Below are 24833 nucleotides of genomic sequence, written 5' to 3' on the forward strand. Positions count from 1 at the left end.
ATGAATGTGCTACATTTGCGCAACATTATTCGCGATCTTATTCGCGCAGGCGCCAGCCTGTTTTGAAAATCCATGCGATGGCTGCCACGCAAATCATCAGGAAAGCCAGCGTAAATCCGAGCGATACCATGATGGGAAAATCCGATGCACCAAGGAACGTCCAGCGCAGCCCGTTGACAAGGTAAACCACCGGATTGATCATCGCGACCGTCTGCCACGGTTCGGGCAGGACGCTGATCGGATAAAATGTTCCGCCAAGAAAAGTCAGCGGCATCAGGATCAGCAAAGGCACGACCTGCAATTTCTCGAATCCGTCCGCCCAAAGGCCGATGATGAAACCCAGCAAGGAAAAGCTGGCAGCAACCAGAAGGATGAACCCGAAGGCGTAGAACGGATGCGCGATCTCATAATCGATGATCAGGGCTGCTGTCCCAAGGATGATTCCCGCAAGGATCAGCGATTTCACCGCCGCCGCGCCGACAAATCCGATCAGCGTTTCGACAACCCCGACAGGCGCGGAAAGAAGCTCGTAAATGGCTCCGGTGAATTTGGGCATATAAATGCCGAAGCTGGCATTGCTGGTGCTTTCCGAAAGCAGCGTCAGCATCAGAAGGCCGGGGATGATGAACGCCCCGTAGCTTGCACCATCGGGTAATTCCATCCGGTCGCCGATGGCAGCACCAAACACCACGAGATACAGCGAGGTCGTGATGACAGGCGACAGGATGGAGCCGAATATGGTGCGGAACATACGCATCAGTTCATTCCGGAAAATCGCGAGCGCGCCGCGCAGATTGAGGCGGCCCGTCATACTGCCGCCTCCGCTTGCTTGTCTTCCACAAGGTCGACGAAGATATCCTCCAACGTGCTTTCACGCGTGTCGAGGCCAGTAAACTGGATGTTGTTACGGACAAGATCCTGCGCAAGATCTGCCACTTCCCGCTTGCCCTTCCCCGTCCCATCACCGCCGCGATAGACGAGGCAAGTGCCCTCCTGCTCAAGATGTAGCGGATAGGCGGAAAGTGATCCTGGCACACGGTCCAGCGGTGTTGCCAAGGTAAAATGGGCTTCTGTTCGGCCCAGTTTGGCCATCATTGCATCCTTATCGTCCACCAACAGGATCCTGCCCTTGTTGATCACGCCCACACGATCGGCCATTTCCTCGGCCTCCTCGATGTAATGCGTGGTGAGAATGATCGTCACGCCTTTCGCCCGCAGTGCATCAATCTGGCGCCACATGTCACGGCGCAATTCTACATCGACGCCGGCAGTGGGTTCATCAAGAAACAGCAATTCGGGGTCGTGAGACAAAGCTTTCGCGATCATGACGCGCCGCTTCATCCCGCCCGAAAGTTCGCGGATTTGCACATTGCGCTTGTCCCACAGGCTCAGGCTTTTCAGCACTTCCTCGATGCGTGCCTCATCAGGAGGGCAGCCGAACATGCCGCGCGAGTAACGCACCTGCCGGATGACCTTGTCGAACATATCGAAGCTGAGTTCCTGCGGCACCAGTCCAATCCGGCGGCGCGCAGCTTTCCAGTGGCGACTGATGTCCTCTCCAAAAACCTCGATCGCGCCGCCAGTGGGCCGCACCAGTCCGCAAACAGCCCCGATTAAAGTCGTTTTGCCTGCGCCATTTGGGCCAAGCAGCGCGAAAATTTCACCGCGGCGGATGGAAAGATCCACTTGGTCCAGCGCTTTCACGCCGCCCTTGTAGGTTTTTTGGAGCCCGCGAATTTCGAGAATGTTATCCATGCGCCTGACGTGGCGCGGTTTGAGGCGCTTGGCAAGCAGCGCGCTACGGCAGCAGCAGGCTGGAATCTCCGTAGCTGTAAAAGCGGTATTCATTCGCAATAGCGTGCGCGTAAACCTCTTTCATCCGCTCCATCCCCATCAGCGCACTGACCAACATCATCAGCGTGGATTTGGGCAGATGGAAGTTCGTCATCAGCCCGTCCACGACGCGAAAGCGATAGCCCGGCGTGATGAAAATATCGGTGTCGGCGGAAAAAGGCTGGACCAGTCCGCTGTCATCCGCTGCGCTTTCCAGCAGGCGCAGACTGGTTGTACCGACCGCGATCAATCGCCCGCCAGCCGCACGCGCCGCGTTCAACCGGGCCGCCGTTTCGCCGTCGATCTGACCCCATTCCGAATGCATCGCATGGTCATCGGTGTCCTTCGCCTTGACCGGCAGAAAGGTCCCCGCACCAACATGCAAGGTGAGCGTTTCGCGTTTGATCCCGCGCGCGTCCAGAGCCGAAATAAGTTCGGGCGTGAAATGGAGCGCCGCCGTAGGGGCAGCTACGGCGCCGTCTTTTTGCGCAAACATGGTTTGGTAATCGGACTGGTCACGTTCATCCGTAGGACGCTTTCCGGCGATGTAAGGCGGCAGCGGCATGCGCCCTGCCCGCTCCAGCAGGACTTCGACTGGCTCATCACCTTCAAACGCCAAAGTGAAAGAACCATCCTTGTGGCGGGCTTCCGCAATTGCGGTCACGTTTGCGCCAAATTCTACAAGGTCCCCTTCGCGAAGACGTTTCGCATTACGGATGAATGCCTGCCAGCGGCGCAAATCGATCCTTTTGTGCAAGGTTGCGCCAATGCGGGCTTCCCCGCGCTCGCCTTCCAGCTGGGCCGGAATGACACGCGTATCGTTGAACACAAGCACATCGCCGGGCTCAAGCATGTCCGGCAGATCGCGCACGATACGATCGGCCAACGGCGCACTGCCCCTTGCCAGCAACATCCGCGCAGAATCGCGCGGAGCCACCGGGCGCAAGGCAATCAGCGCCTGCGGCAATTCAAAATCGAAGAGATCAACGCGCATCGGTGATCACCAAAACAGACGCAATTATTCGGGCAGCGCGTCGTTCAGCATGTCCAGCGTAATTGTCTCATCCGGACGCCGCGCCTGCGGCAGTGCCTGCGGAATGCCATCGGCAGCGATGGAAGCTTGCAAGACGCGGGTCGGATTGGTGGGTGGCTCTCCGCGCGTAATGGCATCAACGGCAGGCATGTTGGAAATCACCCGGCCAAAATTGGTGTAACGGCGATCCAGTGCGAAGCGCGGATAAAATACGATGAAGAACTGGCTGTTCGCGCTGTCGTCAGAATCGGCGCGCGCCATGGAAACCGTGCCGCGAACATGCGGCAGGAAATTGAACTCTTCCTCCAGATCGGGAAGCGTCGATCCGCCCTGACCCGTTCCGGTCGGGTCGCCGGTTTGTGCCATGAACCCGTCAATCACGCGGTGAAACGGCACGCCGGCGTAAAACCCCTCGCGGGTCAGGGTCTTGATCCGTTCGACATGGTTCGGCGCCCATGCGGGCATAAGCCGGATCGCCACGCGTTCTCCGGTGGAAAGGTCGAGCAGCAGGATATTTTCCGGATCTTCCGCCATATCGAAGCTGACCGCAAGCGGCAGGCGGGCGGCTTCCGCGTTGGTCGCCTCCACGGTTTCCAGAGCAGGCGAAAGCGCCGTGTCCTGAGCGGCTGCGGGAGCAGAGATTGTAAGAGCGGCAGCGATGGCCGTCAGCGCGAATTGGCGAAACATGTTATCGTCCGGGAGTAATTGCTGGGTTGATGGTGTCCTACGGCGAAGCATCTGACAGTTCAATGAACATAACTCCGGCGGGTGAACATAAGTCCGGCTTCGGCAATCGCGTCTAACAATCGCCCTTGCGGCCAATCGCCTCGACACGCGCATCGACCAGTATCTTTACCTGCGGGCTGACAAACGGCGCGATGTCGCCGCCGTAGATGGCGATTTCCTTCACCAGCTTGGAAGCGATGGGCTGCAAGGCGGTATCAGCCATGAGGAAGACGGTTTCGATCTCGTCATTGATCTGCTGGTTCATGCCGGCCATTTGATATTCGTATTCGAAATCAGCGACAGCACGCAGGCCGCGAATAATTACGCTGGCACCCTGATGCTCGGCAAACTTCATCAGCAGTGCATCGAAGCCGCGGATCTCGACGTTCTTCAATCCGAGACGCGAAATTTCGCCTTTCATCATGTCCATCCGTTCTTCCGGAGTAAACATGGGGTTCTTGGAAGGATTGGTGGTGATGCCAATGATCAGCCGGTCAACCAGCTTCGCGCCGCGCCGGATAATATCCGCATGGCCCAAGGTGCATGGGTCGAATGTACCAGGGTAAAGGCCGATGCGTTCGGTCATCAATCAAATACTCTCCATTCGACTTTCAAATCATCCATTACATCGCCTGGTCTTATCAGCACCGTTTCACGACTGCCGGACGGAAGGGTCAGGAGATATGTCAATGGTCCAGTTTCCTTGAAACCGCCTTCCGCAAGGCCAACGCGGATATCCTCGGCGCACGCTTCGCTGATGCCAAATGCATTGATGACACCCTCTCCCTCTTCATCAGGCAGCCGCCCAAACCGTTCGAAGCGTGCATCCTCGCAATCGGTCGCATCAAATCGCGTGATGAGTCGGTCAACCTGACGTTCCACGAAGGCGTCGGCTTGGTTGCAGCCAGAGGCAAGGATCGAAAAACCCAGCAGAAAAAGCAGCTTTTTCATCATCTGTCTCTCTCAACGATAAACTTCGCCAGGGCCCGCAACAGGTCTGCCTCCTTGCCGTGGCTGGAGAGGTGGCCAATGGCTTGCTCACTCAGCGCTTTCGCCTGCTGCCGCGCATCTTCGATGCCCATCAGGGAAACGAAGGTCGCCTTGCCCGCATCGGCATCCTTGCGCAGCGCCTTGCCGGCCAGTTCCTCATCACCTTCTTCGTCCAGCAGATCGTCTGCAATCTGGAACGCGAGGCCGATATCGCGGGCGTAGGCGCGCAGGTGAGCGCGGCCCTCCTCCGGGACCTTGCCCAAAATCGCGCCCATTTCCACCGCTGCACATAGCAGTGCGCCGGTTTTCAGCTGTTGCAGCTTTGTGATCGTGTGAAGATCCAACTCGCCTCTGGCGTTCTCCGCTGCGATATCCATCACCTGCCCGCCAGCCATGCCCTTGTGGCCACTGGCGCTGGCGAGAGCGTGGACCAGTTCGGCACGGACATAGGGATCGGTGCTGACCTGCATTCCGCCTAGAATTTCAAACGCCAGAGCATGCAGCGAATCGCCTGCGAGGACGGCAATGGCCTCGTCATACTGCTTATGCAGCGTCGGTTTGCCGTGGCGCATGTCGTCATCGTCCATGCACGGCAGATCATCGTGGATCAGTGAATAGACATGGATCGCCTCAATCGCGCAGCCCGCGAAAACAGCAGCAGCGCGGCTGGCGCCGTACATTTCGGCGACCGTGGCCAGCAGCAGCGGACGTACCCGTTTGCCGCCGCCGATGGCTGCATAGCGCATCGCTTCGACCAGCTGGATGCTGTTGTCGTCCGGCAGCGGAAGCAATCCGTCAAAAGTGTCGTCAATTTCCCGCTGGATTTGCTGGAGCCCGCGCCCGAGCACATCATCTGCCATCTTCAGTCCCATTCCAGGCCGCCCTAGGCCGCATCGAAAGGCGCTGTGCCCGATGGCTTGCCATCCGGCCCGCTTACGATCTTCTCGATCCGCTCCTGCGCCGCATCAAGCCTCGCCTGACACTTCTGCCGCAGTTGTTCACCGCGTTCGTACAGATCAATCGACTCGTCGAGCTTGGCTTCGCCGCTTTCCAGCTTGCGGACCACATCTTCAAGCGCGCGCAGCGCGTCCTCGAAGCTCATTTCGGAAATGTCAGGGCTGTCTTCTACCATCTTTGGGACCATTGACGCTGGACCGGCGCAGGGTCAAGCTGCGCCATCTATCAGGAGAGCCCGATGAAGTGGATTATTGCCTACGTCGCCGCCGCCATCGCGTTTGGCGTGCTCGATTCCTTTTGGCTGCGGTGGGCCGGACCGAACCTGTATCGACCGATAATCGGGGAGATACTGGCCGACAGCTTCCGCATGGGGCCCGCTCTGGCGTTCTACTTCATCTATATTGGCGGGATGGTGTATTTCGGGATCAAGCCGGGGATTGAAAGCGGGCAAGTGCTAACCGCTGCGCTGAATGGTGCGATTCTGGGCTTTGTTTGCTACGCCACCTTCGACTTGACCAGCCAGGCCGTGATGAAGGTGTGGTCTACGCAAATCAGTATTGCAGATATTGCCTGGGGTACTTTCGCGACCGGAACGGCTTCCGCAGTCGCGGCATGGGTGACGTTAAAGTTCACCGGATAGGGGGAAATCCGCGCGCGAAGGGCTAGCGAGTTTGCGGCGCGCTCGCTAAAGCGCTGGCCATGTCCACGAAAACGTCAGAAATCACTCCTGAAGTCGTCGCCCAGCACGGCCTTTCCGAAGAAGAATACGCCCGCGTCCTCAAAGGACTTGGGCGAGAGCCGAATCTGGTCGAGCTCGGCATTTTCTCGGTTATGTGGTCGGAGCATTGTTCTTACAAATCCTCCCGCCTGCACCTGAAGAAACTGCCGACAGAGGCACCATGGGTGATTTGCGGTCCGGGTGAGAACGCGGGCATCATTGATATCGGTGCCGGACCTGATGGAAAACCTCAGGCCGCGATCTTCAAGATGGAGAGCCACAACCACCCCAGTTACATCGAGCCTTATCAGGGCGCGGCGACAGGCGTTGGCGGCATTTTGCGCGACGTGTTCACGATGGGCGCGCGTCCCGTTGCAAACGCCAATGCGCTGCGGTTCGGTCGTCCCGATCATCCGAAGATGAAGCATCTGGTGCAGGGTGTGGTCGCTGGAATCGGCGGTTACGGCAATTGCGTGGGCGTGCCGACCGTGTGCGGAGAGACCAATTTCCATCCTGCCTACGACGGCAACATTCTCGTCAACGCGATGACCGTTGGGGTCGCCGATCAGGACAAGATTTTCTATTCCGCCGCGACAGGCGTGGGCAATCCGATCGTCTATGTCGGCTCCAAAACCGGACGTGACGGCATCCACGGCGCCACCATGGCAAGCGCGGATTTCGAGGAAGACGCAGAGGCCAAGCGCCCCACGGTGCAGGTTGGCGATCCTTTTACAGAAAAGCTGCTGATCGAAGCCTGCCTGGAACTGATGGCAACCGATGCCATCGTCGCCATTCAGGATATGGGCGCGGCTGGCCTCACCTCCTCCAGTGTGGAAATGGCCACAAACGGCAAGGCCGGCATCCGGCTGGACATGAACAAGGTACCCTGCCGCGAAGAGGGCATGACGCCGTACGAAATGATGCTGAGCGAAAGCCAGGAGCGGATGCTCATGGTGCTGAAGCCGGGCAAGGAAGCCATGGCGCAGGCCATCTTCGAAAAGTGGGAACTGGATTTCGCGATCATCGGCGAAGTCACCGATACGCAGCATATGGTGCTGGAATTCGATGGCGAAGTCGTATGCGATATCCCGCTTGGTCCCCTCGCCGCAGATGCGCCGGAATATGACCGCCCTTATTTGAGCCGCGAAGATTACGCTACGTGGGCCGGCATTTCCCCGATGACGGACCGTCCTGACAGCGCAGACGTCGGTGCGGACCTGATCAAGTTGCTGGCCAGCCCCAACCTTTGCTCCCGCAGCTGGATTGCCGAGCAATATGATAGCCAGGTCGGCGCGGACACGTTGCAAACCGGCGGCGATGCCGGTGTTGTGCGCGTTCACGGCACCAAGAAGGCGCTGGCGATCAGCACCGATTGCACGCCGCGCTATGTCTATGCGGACCCCTATGAAGGCGGCAAGCAGGCCATTGCCGAGGCATACCGCAATCTGTGCGCGGTGGGCGCACGCCCGCTCGCGGTCACGAATTGCCTGAACTTCGCCAATCCGCAGCGGCCCGAAATCATGGCGCAGCTTGTCCACGCGCTGGACGGGATGGGCAAAGCGTGCCGTGTGCTGGATTTCCCGATCGTGAGCGGCAACGTCTCGCTGTATAATGAAAGCAAGGCGACCGGCGGCGGCTCTGCAATCCTGCCGACGCCCGCCATCGGCGGCGTCGGCATCATCGACGATTATGATTACATGATGACCATGCCGTTCAAGGCTGCGGGCGAGACGATCTATCTGATCGCGCCGGAAACATGGGCCACGCCCGATCCGGAACGGTCACATCTTGGCAAATCGCTCTGGCTGAGTGAAATTCACGGACGCGACGAAGGCCGCGCACCGCCAGTTGATCTCACGCTGGAAAAGGCCGCGGGCCGCATCATCCGCGAACTTATCGCAGACGGGCTGGTAAGCGCGGTGCATGACATTTCCGACGGCGGCCTGGCGGTAGCTTTGGCGGAAATGGCGATGGCGAGCGGCATCGGTGCACAGCTTGATGCAGGCCACGCAGACTATTCTGCAGCGCAGTGGTGGTTTGGCGAAGATCAAGGTCGTTATGTCGTCACCGTACCCGATACGGACGCGCTTAACCGCGCGCTCGCCAAGGGAACCGAGAATGACGAGACGGCAGCAGTCGGCTTCACGCGTATCGGCACCACTGGCGGCGACAGCGTGCTGGGTGCCAGCGTGGATGATATGCGCGCCGCGCACCGCCGCTTCTTCAGTGAGTGGATGGAGAGTTGACGCTGGCCTGAAGGACCAGAGGGCTGAAGAGCCAAAGGACTGAAGTACCGGGGTGCTGACAGCAAAAAGGCAATGTCCAGCGCAACCTGACATGGAGCGCAAGCGCTAGGGCAGTCAGCAAATTGCCCTGTGCAGAGGCCTACACCCTATCCTTGTCGCAGGATCGGCAAATGCGGCTCTTGGCACTTGGACATCGTACAGGATCAGTAACGCGCCGGAAGCGCTTTTCGCGCGGCCACTCGCGACATCGAAGGCCATTCTCGGCACGAACTGGCGCGGACCACCCGTTCGCGTTAGGGAACCTGCATGAGCGAGGCACACCATCCTTTCCCCGACCTTCCTGCATATTCTGATCAGGAGCGCGTCGCCCGCGCCCGTGCTGCATATGACCTGCTGAAAACCCGGCATTCCTGCCGCGCTTTTACCGACACGGCAGTGCCGCGCGAAGTGATCGAAAACGCCATCCGCGCCGCCGGAACAGCGCCCAACGGCGCGAATCACCAGCCGTGGCATTTCACGGTCATCGCCTCACCAGAAAAGAAGCGCGCGATTCGCGAAGCTGCAGAAGCCGAGGAGCGGCGCTTTTATGGAGCAGACGGAAACGATCCCAAGGCGAGCGAGGAGTGGTTGGATGCCCTAGCCCCGATTGGCACCGATGCCAGCAAGCCATTCCTCGAAACCGCACCCTATCTGATCGCCTGCTTCGCCCAACGCACAGGCGGGATCGCAGAGGATGGCGAAACGAAGAATTACTACGTCAATGAAAGCGTCGGCATCGCCTGCGGCATGCTGATTTCAACCTTGCACGCGGCAGGCCTCGCCACTTTGACGCACACGCCCTCCCCCATGGGGTTCTTGCGCGATCTGTGCGGACGACCAAGCAATGAAAAGCCGCTGATGATTGTGGTGGCCGGCCTGCCCGCTGCGACTGCAACTGTGCCGGAACATGCGATCAGGAAGAAGCCGCTGGAACAGATTTCCAGCTGGATCTAGCTGATACGCCAGTCCTTCTCGGGGATTTCGAGCAGTCTCAACAGGCTCGTCAGGTCGCCGCGATCGACCCAGCCATTTGCCGCAGCGCGGGCCTTCGGCTTGGCGCGGTAGGCGATACCATATGTTGAGGCTTCCAGCATGGGTATATCATTCGCCCCGTCCCCTGCTGCCATACTGACAGCATTCTGCCCGCGCGCGGCCATTTCTTCGACCAGCACAGCCTTCTTTGTCGAGCTGTCAGTGATGGTGCCGACAAGTCCGCCAGTCAATTTGCCATTGGCGACTTCCAAACGGTTTCCAACCACACGTTCGAACCCCAACTGCTCGGCCACACTATCGGCAAAGTGGTGAAAGCCGCCTGTCACCAACACAGTCCGGCAGCCGCGTGATTTGAGCGTTGCAACCAGACTGCGTGCACCCGTGGTAAGACGGATCCGCTCTGCAAGGCACTGTGTGATGGCATCTTCGCCTAAACCTGCCAGCAAGCCTACCCGCTCGCGCAGGGCAGTTTCAAAATCCAGCTCACCCTGCATCGCGCGTTCAGTGATGCCTGCAACCTGATCCTTCAAACCCGCAAAATCCGCGAGTTCGTCAATACATTCCTGTCCGATCATGGTCGAATCCATGTCCGAGACGAAGACTTCGGGTACGCTAATGACGTTGCGGGCCAAAATCGCATCACTATGCGGGAAATGCGTATCGAGCGCGGCCCGCAAACCGGCCATATCGTCTCCCGGGCTCTCGATCTGGAGCACATCATCGCAGAAATCGAGCATCGCTGCGTGGGCAACTTGCGCATCGGTGTCCGCAAGATTGGCAATCAGCCCATCAAGGGCTTCCTCCAGCGTCGATGGCTCTGCTATCAGTCGGGCGATGAGCAATTTGGAAACTCCTGCAAGAAATCAGGTCGCGCTCATCGCAGGGCCGACCGCGAGCGGCAAGAGCGATCTTGCGGTTCGCCTGGCTCTGGCCCTCGATCGGCCTTGTGTCGCAATCAACGCAGACAGCGCACAGGTTTACAGCGACCTGCACGTGCTTTCCGCAAGGCCGGAAGACGCGGAAATGCAAGGCGTGCCGCATCGCCTGTTTGGCGCTTGGGACGGCGCACAGCCTTGCTCTGCTGTAGATTGGGCAAAGGCTGCGAAACAGGAGATCGCGGCGGCGCATGCGGATGATGCAGTGCCGATCCTTGTCGGCGGGACCGGGCTGTATGTGCGTACGCTGCTGGAGGGAATTGCCCCCATTCCGGAAATCGACCCTGAAGTGCGCAAGACTGTCCGCGCCCTGTCAGTTTCAGACACCTACACCGCATTGCAGAATGAAGACCCCGACCGGGCAGAAAGGCTTCACCCATCAGATAGCCAGCGGATCGCCCGCGCACTTGAGGTCGTCCGCTCTACGGGGCGCTCGCTGGGTGAATGGCAGGTGCATACCGAAGGCGGGATCGCGCAGGAAATCAACCTTGTGCCGGTGGTGCTTCTGCCGGACCGCGAAGCGGTTTATGCGCGGTGCGATGCCCGCTTCATCGCGATGCTGGAACAGGGCGCAATTGCGGAAGTCGAGGCGCTGCTGGAACGCGGCCTTCCACCAGCCTTGCCTGTCATGCGGGCGATAGGCGTGCCTGAAATAGCAGGGTTCCTGCGCGGAGAATGGTCCCGTGAAGAAGCGATAGCACGGGGTCAGCAGGCGACTCGTAACTATGCCAAACGGCAGTTTACATGGCTGCGCAATCAACTTCCCGCCGATTGGCCACGCGTTCAGCCCGAAGATGTCAATCTGGAGAGTGTTTTTGAAACTTTATTTCACTATTAGCTGTTGACAGGACATATTATGCTGCGTATCGCGTCCGTCGCAGTTGGATTATATCGACCCGGTAAGAGCAATCTTGCCGGGTCAGCTTTATCTGGCGAACGGCAAATTACAGGAGCTTCACGTGTCTGAAGAGCGCAGCGGCGCAGCAATATTGGTCGAAAGCCTTGTGCGGCAGGGGGTCGAATTTGTATTCGGCTATCCTGGCGGCGCAGTCTTGCCGATCTACGACGAATTGTTCTCTGACAAGCGCATCCGCCACATCCTCGTCCGGCATGAAGCAGGCGCTGCTCACGCGGCCGAAGGCTATGCGCGCTCAACCGGGAAGCCCGGCGTTGTGCTCGTGACTTCAGGCCCGGGCGCGACCAATGCGATTACTGGCATTGCCGACGCCCATCTGGACTCCATTCCGCTGGTGGTGATCACCGGTCAGGTGCCCACCAATCTGATCGGTACCGATGCCTTTCAGGAAGCCGATACCATCGGCCTGACGCGGCATTGTTCCAAGCACAATTATCTCGTGAAAGATCCTGAGGTTCTGGCTGCAACCATCGAAGAAGCCTTCGAAATTGCGACAACCGGTCGTCCCGGTCCGGTTGTGGTCGACATTCCCAAGAACGTCCAGATCGCAACAGCCATGATGTCCGATGGTCCGGCTGAGCGGCGCAAGCGGTACCATCCGCGCACGGTGGCTGCGGCGGACGAGATCGCGGAAGCCATCGAGATGATCGCGGCGGCAGAACGACCTATCCTCTACACCGGCGGCGGCGTTATCAATTCCGGCCCGCAAGCGAGCGAACTGCTGCGCCAATTGCAGCAACTCACCGGCGCTCCGCTTACTTCCACGCTCATGGGCCTTGGCGCATTCCCGGCAGACCATCCGGACTGGCTCGGCATGCTAGGCATGCACGGCACGTTCGAGGCAAATATGGCCATGAACCAGTGCGATGTGATGATCTGCGTTGGCGCGCGCTTTGATGACCGGGTTACCGGCCGGCTTGATGCGTTCTCGCCTGACTCAAAGAAAATCCACATCGACATCGACCGCGCCAGCATCAACAAGATCGTACCCGTCGATCTTGGCATTGTTGGCGATTGCGGACAGGTGCTGGAACAGCTGATCGCAGGCTGGGGCAATCGCAAACCGCGTGACCTTGGCGAATGGAGAGCGCGTATCTCCGGCTGGAAAGCGCGGGACAGCCTCGCCTACCCGCCAAGCGATAGTGAAATCATGCCGCAACTGGCGGTCGAGCGTCTGTTCGCGCTCACCAAGGACCGTGACCCCATCATTACGACCGAGGTCGGCCAGCACCAGATGTGGGCGGCGCAATATTTCGGTTTCATGGGGCCGAACAAATGGCTCACCAGTGGCGGCCTTGGCACAATGGGTTACGGCCTGCCCGCAGCCATCGGTGCGCAATTGGGCAATCCCGATGCGCTGGTGATCGACATTGCTGGAGAGGCCAGCATTCAGATGAATATTCAGGAACTTGGCACCGCCAGCCAGTTCCGCCTGCCGGTTAAGATTTTCATCCTGAACAATGAATACATGGGCATGGTTCGCCAGTGGCAGGAACTCACCTATGAAAGCCGCTATTCCAACAGCTATTCCGACAGCCTGCCCGATTTCGTGCGGCTCGCTGAAAGTTACGGCTGGAAAGGCATCCGCATCTCAGCTGAGTCCGAGCTTGATGCCGGGATAGAGGCGATGATGGCGCATGACGGGCCAGTGATCGTGGATTGCCAGGTGTCCAAAAACGCCAATTGCTTCCCGATGATCCCGTCGGGCGCGGCGCATACCGACATGCTGCTGTATGGCGACATGGTGGAAGGCAGCATGGATGATGCAGCCAAGGCTTTGGTTTAGAGGCTTGCAGGAAATGAAAATCGAACATCGCGAAGCCGAACGGCATGTGCTTACCGTTGTCGTGGACAATGAACCGGGTATCCTCGCCAAGATCACCGGCCTGTTCACGGCACGCGGTTACAATATCGACAGTCTGACGGTGGCTGATATCTCCGAAGATCACGCGATCAGCCGGATCACGATCGTAACCGGCGGTCCGCCGCAAGTCATCGATCAGATCATGGCGCAGCTTGAACGGCTGGTGCCGGTGCACCGCGTTATCGACCTCACCGAAGAAGGCCCGCATGTCGAACGCGAGCTGGCGCTGGTCAAGGTCCAGGGCACAGGCGAGATTCGCGTCGAGGCGCTGCGGACGGCAGAGGTTTTCCGGGCCAACGTTGTCGACACTACCCCGCAAAGCTTCGTTTTCGAATTGACCGGATCGTCGGATAAGGTGAACAGCTTCATCGTCCTCATGCGCGGGCTGGGATTGGTCGAGGTTGGCCGGTCGGGCGTCGTTGGCATGATGCGGGGAAGCGAAGGATCATAATGGAATATCTCAACCCAACTTTCATGCTGCTTATGGCAGCGGCGCTCGCTGTGATTACTGCGGCGGCGCACTCGGTTCTCGGAGAGCAGCGCCTGATCGGGCCGCTTCTCGGCAGCGGTGAGGGTTTGCTGGAAAGCCCCCTCGCCCGCGCCGTCACCCGCTTTGCATGGCATTGGACGAGCCTTCTGTGGCTGATCGTCGCCGCAGTTCTGGCACTGTCGGCTTACGGCGATATCAACGCACCCTATCTCCTGCTTGGCATTGGGGCGGTCCATCTTGCCGCTGGCGTTGCCGACGCAATCCTTTCACGTGGGCAGCATATCGGCTGGCCGCTTATCACGATCATCGGGGGCCTGGTGCTCCTCGCTTATTACACTCTTCAGACCCAATAGGACGACCCATGAAAGTCTATTACGACGCCGACGCCGACCTGAACCTCATCACCGACAAGAAGATTGTTGTGCTTGGCTATGGCAGCCAAGGTCACGCCCATGCTCAGAACTTGCGCGATAGCGGCGTGAAGGACGTGGCCATCGCCCTGCGCGAAGGCTCTGCCACTGCCAAAAAGGCTGAGGCTGCAGGCTTCACGGTCCTGAGCAACAAGGAAGCCGCCGAGCAGGCCGACATCCTCATGATCCTGGCACCGGATGAACATCAGGCTGCCATCTGGGAAGATGATATCAAGGGCAATATGAAGCCGGGTGCCGCGCTTGCGTTTGCTCACGGTCTCAACGTCCACTTCGGCCTGATCGAACCGCCTGCCGATATCGACGTGATCATGATCGCTCCCAAGGGCCCCGGCCACACAGTGCGCAGCGAATATCAGAAGGGCGGCGGCGTGCCGTGCCTGATCGCCATCCATCAGGATGCCAGCGGTAACGCGCATGATGTCGCACTCGCCTATGCCAGCGGCGTTGGTGGCGGCCGTTCGGGCATCATCGAGACAAATTTCCGCGAAGAATGCGAAACCGATCTGTTCGGCGAACAGGCCGTGCTGTGCGGCGGTATCACGCACCTGATCCAGGCCGGGTTCGAGACACTGACCGAAGCCGGTTACGCGCCGGAAATGGCTTATTTCGAATGCCTTCACGAAACGAAGCTGATCGTCGATCTGTTGTATGAAGGCGGCATCGCCAACATGCGCTATTCCATCAGCAACACGGCGGAATATGGCGATATCACCACCGGCCCGCGCATCATCACCGATGAGACAAAGGCAGAAATGAAGCGGGTGCTGGATGATATCCAATCGGGTCGCTTCGTGAAGAATTTCGTGCTCGACAACCGTGCCGGGCAGCCAGAATTGAAAGCCGCCCGCAAACGGGCAGAAGCGCATCCGATCGAGAAGACCGGATCACAGCTGCGCGCCATGATGCCGTGGATCACCGCCAATCAATTGGTGGACAAGGACAAGAACTAGACCAGGTCACGAGCGCCCGGATTGCCGCCCAGCGGCGGTAATCCGGGCACTTTGCGCCCGATCAATCGTTAGAACCGATACATTTTCAGCGGCAGCGCGAGAGCGCTTGGCGATAACTATCGGGGAAACACGATGAAGAAGACAGTTCTCACCCTTGGCGTGGCAGGATCACTGGCAGCATTTACGGCATCCGGTGCGCTTGCTGTTGTGCACGATCACGCGCCGCAGGAGATGGATACCAGCTCCATCACTTCGGGCACGTACACGACGGACCCCTCGCACACGCTTGTATCCTGGCGACTCGATCACTTCGGTTTCAACGACTATTTCGGGTTGTTCGGTGATGCTGAGGGCACGCTGGAACTCGATACCGAGAACCTGACAAATTCAAGCGTTGACGTCATGATCCCAATCACTTCGCTTAGTGTGGTGAGCGAGGGGCTGCGTGATCACATGCTGCGACCGGGCAGTGACGGCGGGGAGCCCGATTTCTTCGGCCCCGATCCGGCCCCGGCACGCTTTGTCTCGACCGCGATCCACCAGACCAGCGACACGACTGCGCATATCATCGGCGACCTGACATTCAACGGCCAGACCAATCAGGTGATGATCGAGGCGGAGCTTTCCGGCATGGGCGCAAATCCGATGAGCCAGAAAGAAACAGTCGGCTTCCATGGAACAGCCACAATCATGCGCTCCGAATGGGGCATGGGATATGGTACCCAGATCGGCCTTGGTGACGAGGTCACACTCGACATCACGGTTGCGTTCGAAAAAGAATAAGGCTTTGCGCTGCCATTCTCTCTGGACCTGTTAACCATTCGGCGTTAGCTTCTGTCTCATGAGCATGGCAGCGCACCTCACCCTGCTACTTCGACTTACACGCCCTTAGGCGTGCGATTTTCCCTGCCTTGCGTGCAGGGAACAATGCCTAAGGGCTTTCATCCCCCCAATCGTTGATACGCCGGCCCTCGCCCTTGCGCGCTGGCACGAAGTCGAAGAAAGTCAGTTCCGATGCCCATGCTCCCCAACCCGAGCGCGAAATATCGCCCGTTTCCGCAGATCGATTTGCCTGACCGGCAATGGCCCTCGCGCACGATCACTACACCACCGCGCTGGCTTTCGACAGACCTCCGCGACGGCAATCAATCGATCATTGATCCCATGGACAGCGCGAAGAAAAACCGCTTCTTCGACCTGCTGATCGAAGTTGGCGTAAAGGAAATCGAAGTTGGTTTTCCGGCTGCAGGACAAACGGAATTCGATTTCATCAGCGGGCTGGTCAATTCGGGCAAGGTGCCGGAAGATGTGCTGCTGCAGGTCCTCACCCAGTCGCGCGAAGATCTGATCAAGCGTAGCTTTGAAAGCCTTGAAGGCGCGCATTCCGCGATCGTTCACCTATACAATGCCGTCAGCCCGGCATGGCGCGATATTGTATTCAGGATGAGCCGCGATGAAGTGCGCGACATAGCCGTGCGCGGTGCACAAATGTTGGTGGATGAGGCCGCGAAGCGCCCCGGTACCAAATGGCATTTCGAATATTCGCCCGAAACTTTCTCCACCGCTGAACTCGATTTCAGTCTGGAGGTTTGCGAGGCCGTGATGAACGTGGTCGGCCCCACCAAGGATTGGCCGATTATCCTCAACCTGCCCGCCACGGTGGAGGCGGCAACGCCCAACATTTACGCCGACCAGATCGAATATTTCTGCAACAATCTGCCAAACCGTGAAGCTGCTGCCATCAGCCTGCACACGCATAATGACCGCGGCACCGGCGTTGCGGCGGCAGAGCTTGGCCTGATGGCGGGCGCGGACCGGGTTGAAGGCTGCCTGTTCGGCAATGGCGAGCGGACCGGCAATTGCTGCCTCGTAACCGTGGCACTCAACATGTACACCCAAGGGATCGATCCCGGCCTTGATTTCTCCGACATCGACCGCGTGATCGAAACAGTGGAATATTGCAACGAATTGCCCGTTCACCAACGCCACCCATACGGCGGCGAACTGGTATTCACGGCATTTTCCGGCAGCCATCAGGATGCGATCAAGAAGGGCTTCGAAGCCCATGACCAGCAGAATGATGAATATTGGCGCGTGCCCTATCTGCCCATCGATCCCGCCGACCTCGGTCGCAATTACGAAGCCGTCATCCGCGTCAATTCACAAAGCGGGAAAGGCGGCTTTGCATGGGTCTTGCAGCAAGGCCAGGGCCTCAGGCTGCCCAAGCGTTTGCAAGCCGATTTTTCCCGCCATGTACAGTTCATGGCAGATGAACTGGGCCGTGAACTCAACGCCGCCGATATCTGGGATTGCTTCCGCCAGACCTATTATTTGCAAGTCGACAAGCGCCGCTTTGCACTTGTGGATTACGATGAAAGCCGGGCAAGCGATGGGACCCGTATTTTCACCGGAACGGTCGAAGTTGACGGGGAGGAACAGCGGGTGTCCGGGCGCGGCAAGGGTCTGATTTCGTCAGTACTTGCCACCTTGCGAGATACATTCGGCCTCGATTTCGAAGTCACGGATTATTCGGAACACGCACTCGGCACTGGTGTCGATTCACGCGCCGCCGCCTACATCGAATTTGCGTGCGCCGATGGGCGCACCGGATGGGGCGTGGGCGTTGATGACGATGTGGCAACAGCAGGGGTTCGCGCTCTGCTCAGCGCCGCCAACAGCGCATCGCATGGCCCCGGGACACAGCGGTTTTAGCGAAGAAAATTCGACGACCCTTTGGCAATTGCTTTGGCACTATGTGATCACCCTTAGGTCGGCATCCGCTCAATCGTAGCGATGCAGGGATATCTCCGGCGAACAAGCAACAGCCGGATGATGACCATGCTCGATACGTTGTTTCTGATATTGGCGCTCGCCGCTGCGGGAGTTTTCGCCGCACTGTATCTGCGCGCGAGAAAGGCTGCGAGACACGAAGATCTGGCAGCGTTGAGTTTTTACACGCTTACCCAGGTTGCTCCGGCCGGAATCTGGCGAACAGACCCGGAAGGCAACGCGCTGTTTGTCAACGCCACCTGGGAGGAAATGACTGGAATGGGAGAAAAGGCCTGGTCAGGATCGGGCTGGTCCCAAGCGCTCCATCCCGACGACAAGAGCCGGGTTTTTTCCAATTTCATGCGCGCTGTCGCCAACCATGAAAAATTCGAGGACGAATGGCGCTGGAAGCGCCCTGATGGATCGCCTTTCTGGGTTAAAGGTCTTGGCGCTCCTGAATATGACGAACGGGGCGAGCTGATTGGTTACGTGGGTATCAATATCGATATCCAGCGATCCAAAGAGCTCGAACAAGAATTGGTGAAAGCGCGAGACAGTGCAGAGAAAGAGGCCGCATCGAAATCCACTTTCCTTGCCAATATGAGCCACGATATCCGCACTCCGATGAACGGCGTGATCGGGTTTACCGAACTGCTTCTGGAAACCGACCTGGATGAGGATCAGCGCGGTCATGTCCAGCTGATTGCCGATTCGGGCAGGGCCATGATGCAATTGCTCAACGATATCCTTGATCACGCCAAAATCGCATCCGGCCAATTGAGTCTTGTGATGGAGCCAACCGATCTGCGGCAACGGTTGGCGCATTGCGCCAAGCTGGTGGAACCGATTGCCCGGTCGAAGGGCCTGTCAATCAGCGTTTGGGTTGACGATACGGTTCCGCAACATGTGAAGCTTGATCAATTACGCATCGGGCAAATTATGCTCAACCTGGTCGGCAATGCGGTAAAGTTCACGCAGGCAGGCGGTATCGATATCGAGGCGCGGATGGAAAATTCCTCGGAAGGCAGGTCGCTGCTTATTTCCGTGATCGACACCGGCATCGGAATTGATGAAGCAAGGCTGGAAGACATCTTTTCGGAATTTGTCCAGGAAGATGGCTCCACCGCCCGCGATTATGGCGGCACCGGTCTTGGTCTGGCAATCAGCAGCCAGCTGGTGACGCTGATGGGCGGCCGTATCAGTGTCCATTCAAAGCGCGGCGTAGGAACGCAGTTTACGGTACGTTTGCCCCTTTTAGCCACGAAAGCCGTGAACAAGGTGGATGCACAGCCGCCCTCCATGTCCGACGCTGATGTCGTGTCGTGCCTCAGCGGCGCACATGTGCTGATCGCAGAAGACCACGGCATCAATCAGGAGCTGATCCTGGCGATGACCAATACTCTTCGGCTTGATGCCCACCTTGTCGAGAACGGCGAAGAGGCTGTGAGTGCGGTTGTAGAGGCGGACAAGGCGGGTGTCCCGTTCAAGGCCATCTTGATGGATTTGCAGATGCCAGAGGTAGACGGTCTGGAAGCCACACGGCGGCTTCGCGCGATTGGCTATGACGGAGAAAAATTGCCAATTATCGCCCTGACAGCCAATTGTTATCCGGATGATATTGCCGCCTGCACAGCTGCTGGCATGCAGTCCCATCTTGGCAAACCAGTGACTACCGTAGCGCTTGCGCGGGAACTGGCACGCTGGCTGACACCGGATAGAGGCGAAAAAGTTACAGAGCCGGGCGATCAAGCCTATCTACTGCATGAAAACCTGCCCGCCATGTCGCCAGCATCATCAATGCCCGCGCTGGAAGACCGCTATCGCAACCGGAAGGTTGAGATAGTCTCCAGCCTTCGCCAGCTGCTTGATTCGACCGCGGAGCAGACCGACTGGGAGGAACTGGCTGGCAAATTGCACAAGCTGGCCGGAGTGGCCGCGAATTTCGGCGAGCCGGAACTTGGCGAGGCATCGCGCCGGTTGGAGCGTTGGCTGACCACATCCCGTGAACCGGAAGAATTGCTGGTAGCCCTGAGGCGCGAATGGCCGCATTTCGAAAAGGCGGCCTGAACTGGCAAAGAATATTCAGGCAGCAAAGCTGGTTGCAGACCACAGCGATTCAGCCATTGCATCGAGCTCTCTAAAGTCGATTCCGGTGCGAAAGGGGTCTTTTCGGTTCAGTACAAAACCGCAGGCTCTCCGGTCCAGCAAACGGCGCCGCAGCGCCCGTTGGATCAGCCCAAGCCGCATCAACGCCTCTTCACGCGCAAGCACCGGAGACCGCAATCGCGCGCGGCTCCAGCTCGCCTCCACTTGACCTACCCGCTGCGCCACCAATTCATTGTAAACGCGGTGCGGGCCGCGGTGCAGCGGCAATCCGCTGGATAATGCCGCCGATCCACTGGCGGGAAGAAGCAGGCCGTTAGCGCGAAAATCATTAAAACCGATCCTGGCCTGACCCAAAGTCTCGAACAGGTCACCGAAGTAGTCTGCACGCAGCAATTGGCGCGGCAAAAGATGATGGCGCTGCATGTTTTTGCAATAACCGATGCTTCCTCGCCGATTGACTGATTGGAATGGCAGCCTGGCGCGAATTGCACAATTTTCCGGGTTACCTGCCCCATCGGCAGAGTTGATTAATGCGACCGTTTCCACACATGAAGAATGGCCGAGTTATCCACAGGTTCCAACTCGAGCGTCTCCCCTGATGGCCCGGTGAAGGTGAAGGGCTGCTCGATCCGGCCATGTTCCACCAACCAGTTGAGCAACCGCAAGGCAACTTTTGCAGCCTCGGCACGGTCTCCGCACATTTCCGGAGAGAGTCGAAGCTCCTGACTCGTGAAAAGCGAAAGGCCCTCACTTTGCATACTGCCATCGGGATTGCTTTTTAGCGCCGTCAGACCGAGGCCGGGGAAAGGTCCGCCTTCGATCCAGCCGGTCACGCCCCGCCGGAAATAATCCGGCGCAGAACATGTGTGCGCGGGATGCCACGCAACCGCGCGAACATCCTCCAGCCCAGCCAGTTGGGCGCCCAAAGAGGCAAGACACCGCACTACGGGAAACATTGCTCCGCCACCGGAAAGATGTGGTCCTGGCGAAAGCGTAATCGCCTCCAACCCGCTCTGGTCAAAGCCTTGCGGCAAGGCGAAGTGATGCCGGCAATCCGGAACTCTCGGGGGAGCAGAGGTGCCCAGGCCGACAAGATCAAATGTCAGTCCATTGACCAGCAGTTCCACCCAGCCGCCGTCTTCGATGCCATCGCTGGCAGGGTCGATACTGAGGGAAAATTGCCGCGACTTGCGCGCCAGCTCGCGGATCTCTTCGGCACGTGGACGATGCCCCGCGTCAAACAGCAGCGAGACGGCGGAGATCAAATTATTCGTCTCAAGTCGTTGAACACTTGCGATCGAACTTAACCCCTCTGCTCAATTGGTTTCCACCGTCTATAAACCCGCCAGACGCCGAGTGATAGTCAAGCAGGTATGATGTCCCGATAATAGACTGAATTACAGAGATAGTCTGACAAGTGATTCTGTCGAGAGGCGTCAAGCGGCTCTTCCCTGATTTCAGCTCAGACTGTAAGGTGCCCACATGCATACGAAAGTCGCAGTCTTGGGTATCGAAAACTCGCTTTCGGGCAAGGCCTGGCGCTGGCGCGGCGGAAATATGGAGATCAATGGAGGCATTGCCGGGCTGGAAGACGACATAACCACCCAGCTTCTACTTTCGCGCGGCGTCCCGCGTGAAGATCTGGACAAACATCGCCAGCCAAACTTGCGGTCCTTCTTGCCCGATCCTTCTGAATTTGCCGACATGGACCGCGCCGCGGAACGGATTGCGGAGGCAGTCATCGCAAACGAAACGGTCACTGTTTACGGTGATTACGATGTTGATGGTGCGACCAGTTCGGCCCTGCTGATCCGGCTTATTCGTATGCTAGGCCATGATGCCAGCCACTATATTCCGGATCGCCTGCTCGAAGGATACGGCCCAAGCGGCGAGGCTTTGCTGCGTATCGGGCAGGATGGATCGAGCCTGATCGTGACCGTCGATTGCGGAGCGATGGCGCATGAGGCGCTGGGCATGGCACACGATGCAGGAATCGATGTCATCGTCGTGGACCATCACAAATGTTCCCCCGAATTGCCGCGCACATATGCGCTGGTGAACCCCAATCGTCTGGACGAGAGCGAAATCGGCGCAGAGCACGGTCATCTGGCCGCTGTGGGCGTGGCTTTTGTGCTGGCAGTGGCAATCGTGCGGACCTTGCGCCAACGCGGTTATTTCGAGGGAAAGCCAGAGCCGGATCTCATGTCGCTTCTCGATCTGGTGGCGCTGGGGACAGTGGCCGATGTAGCAGCGATTCGCGGTCTCAACCGTGCTTTCGTGGCCCAAGGGCTCAAGGTGATGGCCAAGCGTGCAAACACCGGCATGGCAGCACTGATCGATGTCAGCCGCCTGAAGGCCGCGCCAGCTGCAAGCGACTGCGGATTTGCGCTTGGCCCGCGCATCAATGCTGGTGGACGGGTCGGGGAAGCAACGCTTGGCGTCCGGTTGCTGACGACGGAAGATCCCGAAGAAGCCCGCGCCATTTCCGAACAGCTTTCGCGGTTGAACGAAGAACGCCGCGCAATTGAAGCTGCCGTGCAGGAAGCGGCCGAAGAACAGCTTGGTGCGCAGCACAATCGCCCCGTAATTGTCTGCTCAGGACGCGGCTGGCATCCCGGTGTGATCGGCATTGTTGCAGGGCGCATCAAGGAAAAATCGGGCAAACCGAGCGTTGTTATCGCGCTGGACGATGAAGCGGGCGAAGGCAAAGGGTCCGGACGTTCTATTCCTGGCGTCGATCTTGGTGCAGCCATCATCGGCGCGACTGCAGCGGGGTTGCTCGTCAAAGGCGGCGGGCATGCGATGGCAGCAGGGCTGACAATTGCAGAAGGCGGCGTCGATGCCTTTTCCGATTGGCTGGCTGAACATCTTGCAGGACCGGTAGCGCGCGCCAGCGCTGAACAGCAGATGGTGCTCGATCTGGCAGTGGCGCCGGGCGGCCTCACTCCCGAACTGGTCGATACGCTGGACGGTGCCGGGCCCTACGGCATGGGCTGGCCCGGTCCGCGAATCGCTGTGGGGCCAGTTTATCTTGTGAAGGCCGATATCGTTGGCACCGATCACTTGCGCGTCATTGCCGCTGGTAATGATGGTGCTCGCTTCAAGGCGATCGCATTTCGCGCCGCAAACAGCGACATGGGCCAAGCCTTGCTTCACGGCACCAAAGGACGAAAGCTGTGGTTGGCAGGGCGCGCGAAGATAGATGATTGGGGCAGCCGGCCCGCCGCAGAATTGCATTTGGAAGACGCGGCATGGGCAGATTGATGACGGTTTTCTTTCTAACCTTGCGTAACAGGCTTGACCGCCACGCGGGACCACCCTAAGTGCGCCCCTCCATCGCATGTGGCCCCTTCGTCTAGCGGTTAGGACGCGGCCCTTTCACGGCTGAAACACGGGTTCGATTCCCGTAGGGGTCACCACCGATGGAGCGCCACCCTGGCGCAGCTTCCCCAGACCGCTGTTGAACAGTGCCGCGCGCCTCTCGGCGTGCAGAGGCATCGCCGCAAATATTTATGCGGCACCCAGTGGTGTTTGTCCCAAATCTGTGTCTATGGCTGCCCTTATGCAGGAGCGCTTCGTTCCATCAGCGGGACTTTTTCTCGCAGGGCTTACCGGGGTGGCAATGCTTGTCGCCGGGGTTGGCGTATGGCTGGTTCTGGCCGTCGTTGTGGTTTGGTCTGCATCGTTCTGGATTGCCGCGCCGCCGCCGCCAGCTCGCACGGAAATCAAGGTTGACGGGCTGACGATCAGTCGCTCGGGCATGCGCGACCTGATCGAACATTCAGGCCTTGCCATGCTGCTGATCGAGGATGACCGGATCATAGTGGCCAACGCCCAAGCGCGCGAAGAAATCGGCAAACATGTTATCGGACAAGATGCCCGTGTCGCATTGCGCCACCCGGCAGCAATCGATCTGTTGTCCCGTCCCGAAGGAGGTCACGCCGTCATCCAGGGGCTGACAGGGCCGCGCAGCAGCTGGCAAATGCAGATCCAGAAGATCGATCGCCGCTACAGCCTGGTGGAGCTTATCAATCGCACATCAGAAGCCGATATCAGCCGCGCGCATACCGATTTCGTGGCCAATGCCAGCCACGAACTGCGCACGCCGCTCTCCTCTATCATCGGTTATATGGAGACGCTGCATGACGAAGGTGACGCAGTCGGGCCGGAAAAAACCAGGAAATTCTACGGCACGGTCCTGCGCGAAGCACGCCGACTGCAGGCGCTGGTCGAAGATCTGATGTCCCTGAGCCGTGCCGAAGCAGAAAAGCACGATCAGCCAAGCGAAGAGCTCGATCTGGTGAAGCTTGTGAGCCAGGCGGCACGCGACGGCGCAGGCTTTAAGGAGCCTGGCCGTCTGGAACTCGAAATGCCGGAGGGCGCACTTACGGTACGCGGTGATCGCAACCAGCTGGAACAGCTTGTCCGCAATCTCGTCGACAATGGCATGAAGTACGGCGATGCCGACACTCCGGTGACTGTCAGAGTGCGGCGCGGTGAGCGTGCGATGGCGATCCTGGAAATCGCTGACCGGGGCGAAGGGATCGATGCCACGCATCTGCCGCACCTCACACGCCGGTTCTACCGCACAGATCCCGGTCGCAGCCGCGCGGTTGGCGGCACCGGACTTGGTCTTGCCATAGTCAAACATATTGTGGAGCGGCATCGCGGGCGACTGGATATCGCAAGCATCAAAGGCACTGGCACTACTGTAACGGTGCGCTTGCCGGCGCTTTCGGAATAAGTTCCGCCAGCCTCGGCGCAAGCTGCGCCATATCTATCCACAGGTCGGTTACGAAGAGTCACAAAACTGTCATGCCGCGCGACTAATGGCGCT

The 24833-nt window shown here is 58.7% G+C and carries 24 protein-coding genes and 1 tRNA gene; 14 read left to right on the forward strand and 11 right to left on the reverse strand.

Features of this window, described 5'->3' with window-relative positions:
* Positions 1 to 37: 37 nt before the first annotated feature.
* The 8 genes from AB731_RS07605 to AB731_RS07640 all read right to left on the reverse strand — a co-directional run bounded on the left by AB731_RS07605 (position 38) and on the right by AB731_RS07640 (position 5714).
* A complete protein-coding gene (locus tag AB731_RS07605; protein ID WP_047093619.1) occupies positions 38 to 811 on the reverse strand; it encodes an ABC transporter permease in 774 nt (257 codons plus the stop codon).
* Positions 808 to 1755, reverse strand: a complete 948-nt coding sequence (locus AB731_RS07610) for an ABC transporter ATP-binding protein (protein WP_047093618.1) — start codon at positions 1753 to 1755, stop codon at positions 808 to 810. The genes AB731_RS07605 and AB731_RS07610 overlap by 4 nt, the downstream gene beginning before the upstream one ends.
* A 43-nt stretch (positions 1756 to 1798) precedes the next feature.
* Positions 1799 to 2827 (reverse strand): tRNA preQ1(34) S-adenosylmethionine ribosyltransferase-isomerase QueA, encoded by a 1029-nt coding sequence (queA, locus tag AB731_RS07615; protein ID WP_047093617.1) that lies wholly within the window; start codon positions 2825 to 2827, stop codon positions 1799 to 1801.
* A 24-nt stretch (positions 2828 to 2851) separates the two neighbouring features.
* Complete coding sequence (locus AB731_RS07620; protein ID WP_047093616.1) at positions 2852 to 3553, reverse strand: peptidylprolyl isomerase; 702 nt, start codon at positions 3551 to 3553, stop codon at positions 2852 to 2854.
* 112 nt (positions 3554 to 3665) lie between these two features.
* The gene (gene coaD / locus AB731_RS07625) at positions 3666 to 4178 is read right to left on the reverse strand and encodes a pantetheine-phosphate adenylyltransferase (RefSeq protein WP_047093615.1); all 513 of its coding nucleotides are present in this window, start codon (positions 4176 to 4178) and stop codon (positions 3666 to 3668) included.
* Positions 4178 to 4546 (reverse strand): hypothetical protein, encoded by a 369-nt coding sequence (locus AB731_RS07630; RefSeq protein ID WP_047093614.1) that lies wholly within the window; start codon positions 4544 to 4546, stop codon positions 4178 to 4180. Before AB731_RS07630 ends, coaD begins: the two co-directional genes overlap by 1 nt.
* A complete protein-coding gene (locus AB731_RS07635) occupies positions 4543 to 5454 on the reverse strand; it encodes a polyprenyl synthetase family protein (RefSeq protein WP_047093613.1) in 912 nt (303 codons plus the stop codon). The genes AB731_RS07630 and AB731_RS07635 overlap by 4 nt, the downstream gene beginning before the upstream one ends.
* Positions 5455 to 5465: 11 nt before the next feature.
* Entirely contained in the window at positions 5466 to 5714 is a 249-nt protein-coding gene (locus AB731_RS07640) for an exodeoxyribonuclease VII small subunit (protein WP_047093612.1), read from the reverse strand.
* 63 nt (positions 5715 to 5777) lie between these two features.
* On the opposite strand from AB731_RS07640, the gene AB731_RS07645 reads away from it, so the two are divergent.
* From AB731_RS07645 to AB731_RS07655, 3 genes are all read left to right on the forward strand, one after another.
* Positions 5778 to 6179 carry a DUF2177 family protein gene (locus AB731_RS07645; RefSeq protein ID WP_047093611.1) on the forward strand — a complete coding sequence of 134 codons (402 nt, stop codon included), beginning with the start codon at positions 5778 to 5780 and terminating at the stop codon, positions 6177 to 6179.
* 59 nt (positions 6180 to 6238) lie between these two features.
* Positions 6239 to 8503, forward strand: coding sequence for a phosphoribosylformylglycinamidine synthase subunit PurL (gene purL, locus AB731_RS07650; RefSeq protein WP_047093610.1), 2265 nt, complete (start codon positions 6239 to 6241; stop codon positions 8501 to 8503).
* Positions 8504 to 8809: 306 nt separating this feature from the next.
* Positions 8810 to 9496: a nitroreductase family protein gene (locus tag AB731_RS07655; protein WP_047093609.1), complete on the forward strand. Its 687-nt coding sequence runs from the start codon at positions 8810 to 8812 to the stop codon at positions 9494 to 9496.
* On the opposite strand, the gene serB is transcribed toward AB731_RS07655, so the two are convergent.
* Positions 9493 to 10377, reverse strand: coding sequence for a phosphoserine phosphatase SerB (serB, locus tag AB731_RS07660; protein WP_047093608.1), 885 nt, complete (start codon positions 10375 to 10377; stop codon positions 9493 to 9495). The genes AB731_RS07655 and serB overlap by 4 nt on opposite strands.
* Between serB and miaA the strand changes: the two genes are divergently transcribed.
* From miaA to AB731_RS07700, 8 genes are all read left to right on the forward strand, one after another.
* The gene (miaA, locus tag AB731_RS07665; RefSeq protein ID WP_047093929.1) at positions 10370 to 11308 is read left to right on the forward strand and encodes a tRNA (adenosine(37)-N6)-dimethylallyltransferase MiaA; all 939 of its coding nucleotides are present in this window, start codon (positions 10370 to 10372) and stop codon (positions 11306 to 11308) included. The two genes, serB and miaA, sit on opposite strands and share 8 nt — an antisense overlap.
* 121 nt (positions 11309 to 11429) lie before the next feature.
* Positions 11430 to 13172, forward strand: a complete 1743-nt coding sequence (gene ilvB / locus AB731_RS07670) for a biosynthetic-type acetolactate synthase large subunit (protein WP_047093928.1) — start codon at positions 11430 to 11432, stop codon at positions 13170 to 13172.
* Between the two features lie 13 nt (positions 13173 to 13185).
* The gene (gene ilvN, locus AB731_RS07675; protein WP_047093607.1) at positions 13186 to 13701 is read left to right on the forward strand and encodes an acetolactate synthase small subunit; all 516 of its coding nucleotides are present in this window, start codon (positions 13186 to 13188) and stop codon (positions 13699 to 13701) included.
* Positions 13701 to 14093, forward strand: a complete 393-nt coding sequence (locus tag AB731_RS07680; RefSeq protein WP_052768994.1) for a hypothetical protein — start codon at positions 13701 to 13703, stop codon at positions 14091 to 14093. The genes ilvN and AB731_RS07680 overlap by 1 nt, the downstream gene beginning before the upstream one ends.
* An 8-nt stretch (positions 14094 to 14101) precedes the next feature.
* A complete protein-coding gene (gene ilvC / locus AB731_RS07685; protein ID WP_047093606.1) occupies positions 14102 to 15121 on the forward strand; it encodes a ketol-acid reductoisomerase in 1020 nt (339 codons plus the stop codon).
* 132 nt (positions 15122 to 15253) lie between these two features.
* Complete coding sequence (locus AB731_RS07690) at positions 15254 to 15904, forward strand: YceI family protein (RefSeq protein ID WP_047093605.1); 651 nt, start codon at positions 15254 to 15256, stop codon at positions 15902 to 15904.
* 231 nt (positions 15905 to 16135) lie between these two features.
* Positions 16136 to 17833, forward strand: a complete 1698-nt coding sequence (leuA, locus tag AB731_RS07695) for a 2-isopropylmalate synthase (protein ID WP_047093604.1) — start codon at positions 16136 to 16138, stop codon at positions 17831 to 17833.
* A 117-nt stretch (positions 17834 to 17950) separates the two neighbouring features.
* Positions 17951 to 19957 carry a PAS domain-containing hybrid sensor histidine kinase/response regulator gene (locus AB731_RS07700; RefSeq protein WP_052768993.1) on the forward strand — a complete coding sequence of 669 codons (2007 nt, stop codon included), beginning with the start codon at positions 17951 to 17953 and terminating at the stop codon, positions 19955 to 19957.
* A 15-nt stretch (positions 19958 to 19972) separates the two neighbouring features.
* Here the strand turns inward: AB731_RS07700 and AB731_RS07705 are convergent, their stop codons facing one another.
* Positions 19973 to 20524: an AHH domain-containing protein gene (locus AB731_RS07705; RefSeq protein WP_331386698.1), complete on the reverse strand. Its 552-nt coding sequence runs from the start codon at positions 20522 to 20524 to the stop codon at positions 19973 to 19975.
* A complete protein-coding gene (locus AB731_RS07710; RefSeq protein ID WP_052768992.1) occupies positions 20524 to 21261 on the reverse strand; it encodes a hypothetical protein in 738 nt (245 codons plus the stop codon). Before AB731_RS07710 ends, AB731_RS07705 begins: the two co-directional genes overlap by 1 nt.
* Positions 21262 to 21478: 217 nt before the next feature.
* On the opposite strand from AB731_RS07710, the gene recJ reads away from it, so the two are divergent.
* The 3 genes from recJ (at position 21479) to AB731_RS07725 (ending at position 24740) form a co-directional block, all read left to right on the forward strand.
* Positions 21479 to 23260 carry a single-stranded-DNA-specific exonuclease RecJ gene (gene recJ / locus AB731_RS07715; RefSeq protein ID WP_047093602.1) on the forward strand — a complete coding sequence of 594 codons (1782 nt, stop codon included), beginning with the start codon at positions 21479 to 21481 and terminating at the stop codon, positions 23258 to 23260.
* Positions 23261 to 23340: 80 nt separating this feature from the next.
* Positions 23341 to 23415 (forward strand) — tRNA-Glu (locus AB731_RS07720).
* A 131-nt stretch (positions 23416 to 23546) separates the two neighbouring features.
* Complete coding sequence (locus AB731_RS07725; RefSeq protein WP_231638882.1) at positions 23547 to 24740, forward strand: sensor histidine kinase; 1194 nt, start codon at positions 23547 to 23549, stop codon at positions 24738 to 24740.
* Positions 24741 to 24833: the final 93 nt, after the last annotated feature.

It is taken from the genome of Aurantiacibacter marinus (assembly GCF_001021555.1).
GTDB classification, from domain to species: Bacteria; Pseudomonadota; Alphaproteobacteria; order Sphingomonadales; family Sphingomonadaceae; genus Alteraurantiacibacter; species Alteraurantiacibacter marinus.

What these genes read in the sequence shown, in the direction of transcription:
- AB731_RS07640 (WP_047093612.1), bottom strand. Translation starts at nt 5,714, where the DNA reads ATGGTAGAAGACAGCCCTGACATTTCCGAAATGAGCTTCGAGGACGCG.
- leuA (WP_047093604.1), top strand. Translation starts at nt 16,136, where the DNA reads ATGCCCATGCTCCCCAACCCGAGCGCGAAATATCGCCCGTTTCCGCAG.
- miaA (WP_047093929.1), top strand. Translation starts at nt 10,370, where the DNA reads ATGAGCAATTTGGAAACTCCTGCAAGAAATCAGGTCGCGCTCATCGCA.
- ilvC (WP_047093606.1), top strand. Translation starts at nt 14,102, where the DNA reads ATGAAAGTCTATTACGACGCCGACGCCGACCTGAACCTCATCACCGAC.
- ilvN (WP_047093607.1), top strand. Translation starts at nt 13,186, where the DNA reads ATGAAAATCGAACATCGCGAAGCCGAACGGCATGTGCTTACCGTTGTC.
- AB731_RS07655 (WP_047093609.1), top strand. Translation starts at nt 8,810, where the DNA reads ATGAGCGAGGCACACCATCCTTTCCCCGACCTTCCTGCATATTCTGAT.
- AB731_RS07630 (WP_047093614.1), bottom strand. Translation starts at nt 4,546, where the DNA reads ATGATGAAAAAGCTGCTTTTTCTGCTGGGTTTTTCGATCCTTGCCTCT.
- AB731_RS07605 (WP_047093619.1), bottom strand. Translation starts at nt 811, where the DNA reads ATGACGGGCCGCCTCAATCTGCGCGGCGCGCTCGCGATTTTCCGGAAT.
- purL (WP_047093610.1), top strand. Translation starts at nt 6,239, where the DNA reads ATGTCCACGAAAACGTCAGAAATCACTCCTGAAGTCGTCGCCCAGCAC.
- AB731_RS07620 (WP_047093616.1), bottom strand. Translation starts at nt 3,553, where the DNA reads ATGTTTCGCCAATTCGCGCTGACGGCCATCGCTGCCGCTCTTACAATC.
- AB731_RS07725 (WP_231638882.1), top strand. Translation starts at nt 23,547, where the DNA reads ATGGCTGCCCTTATGCAGGAGCGCTTCGTTCCATCAGCGGGACTTTTT.
- AB731_RS07645 (WP_047093611.1), top strand. Translation starts at nt 5,778, where the DNA reads ATGAAGTGGATTATTGCCTACGTCGCCGCCGCCATCGCGTTTGGCGTG.
- AB731_RS07680 (WP_052768994.1), top strand. Translation starts at nt 13,701, where the DNA reads ATGGAATATCTCAACCCAACTTTCATGCTGCTTATGGCAGCGGCGCTC.
- AB731_RS07610 (WP_047093618.1), bottom strand. Translation starts at nt 1,755, where the DNA reads ATGGATAACATTCTCGAAATTCGCGGGCTCCAAAAAACCTACAAGGGC.
- AB731_RS07690 (WP_047093605.1), top strand. Translation starts at nt 15,254, where the DNA reads ATGAAGAAGACAGTTCTCACCCTTGGCGTGGCAGGATCACTGGCAGCA.
- AB731_RS07635 (WP_047093613.1), bottom strand. Translation starts at nt 5,454, where the DNA reads ATGGGACTGAAGATGGCAGATGATGTGCTCGGGCGCGGGCTCCAGCAA.
- queA (WP_047093617.1), bottom strand. Translation starts at nt 2,827, where the DNA reads ATGCGCGTTGATCTCTTCGATTTTGAATTGCCGCAGGCGCTGATTGCC.
- AB731_RS07700 (WP_052768993.1), top strand. Translation starts at nt 17,951, where the DNA reads ATGATGACCATGCTCGATACGTTGTTTCTGATATTGGCGCTCGCCGCT.
- recJ (WP_047093602.1), top strand. Translation starts at nt 21,479, where the DNA reads ATGCATACGAAAGTCGCAGTCTTGGGTATCGAAAACTCGCTTTCGGGC.
- coaD (WP_047093615.1), bottom strand. Translation starts at nt 4,178, where the DNA reads ATGACCGAACGCATCGGCCTTTACCCTGGTACATTCGACCCATGCACC.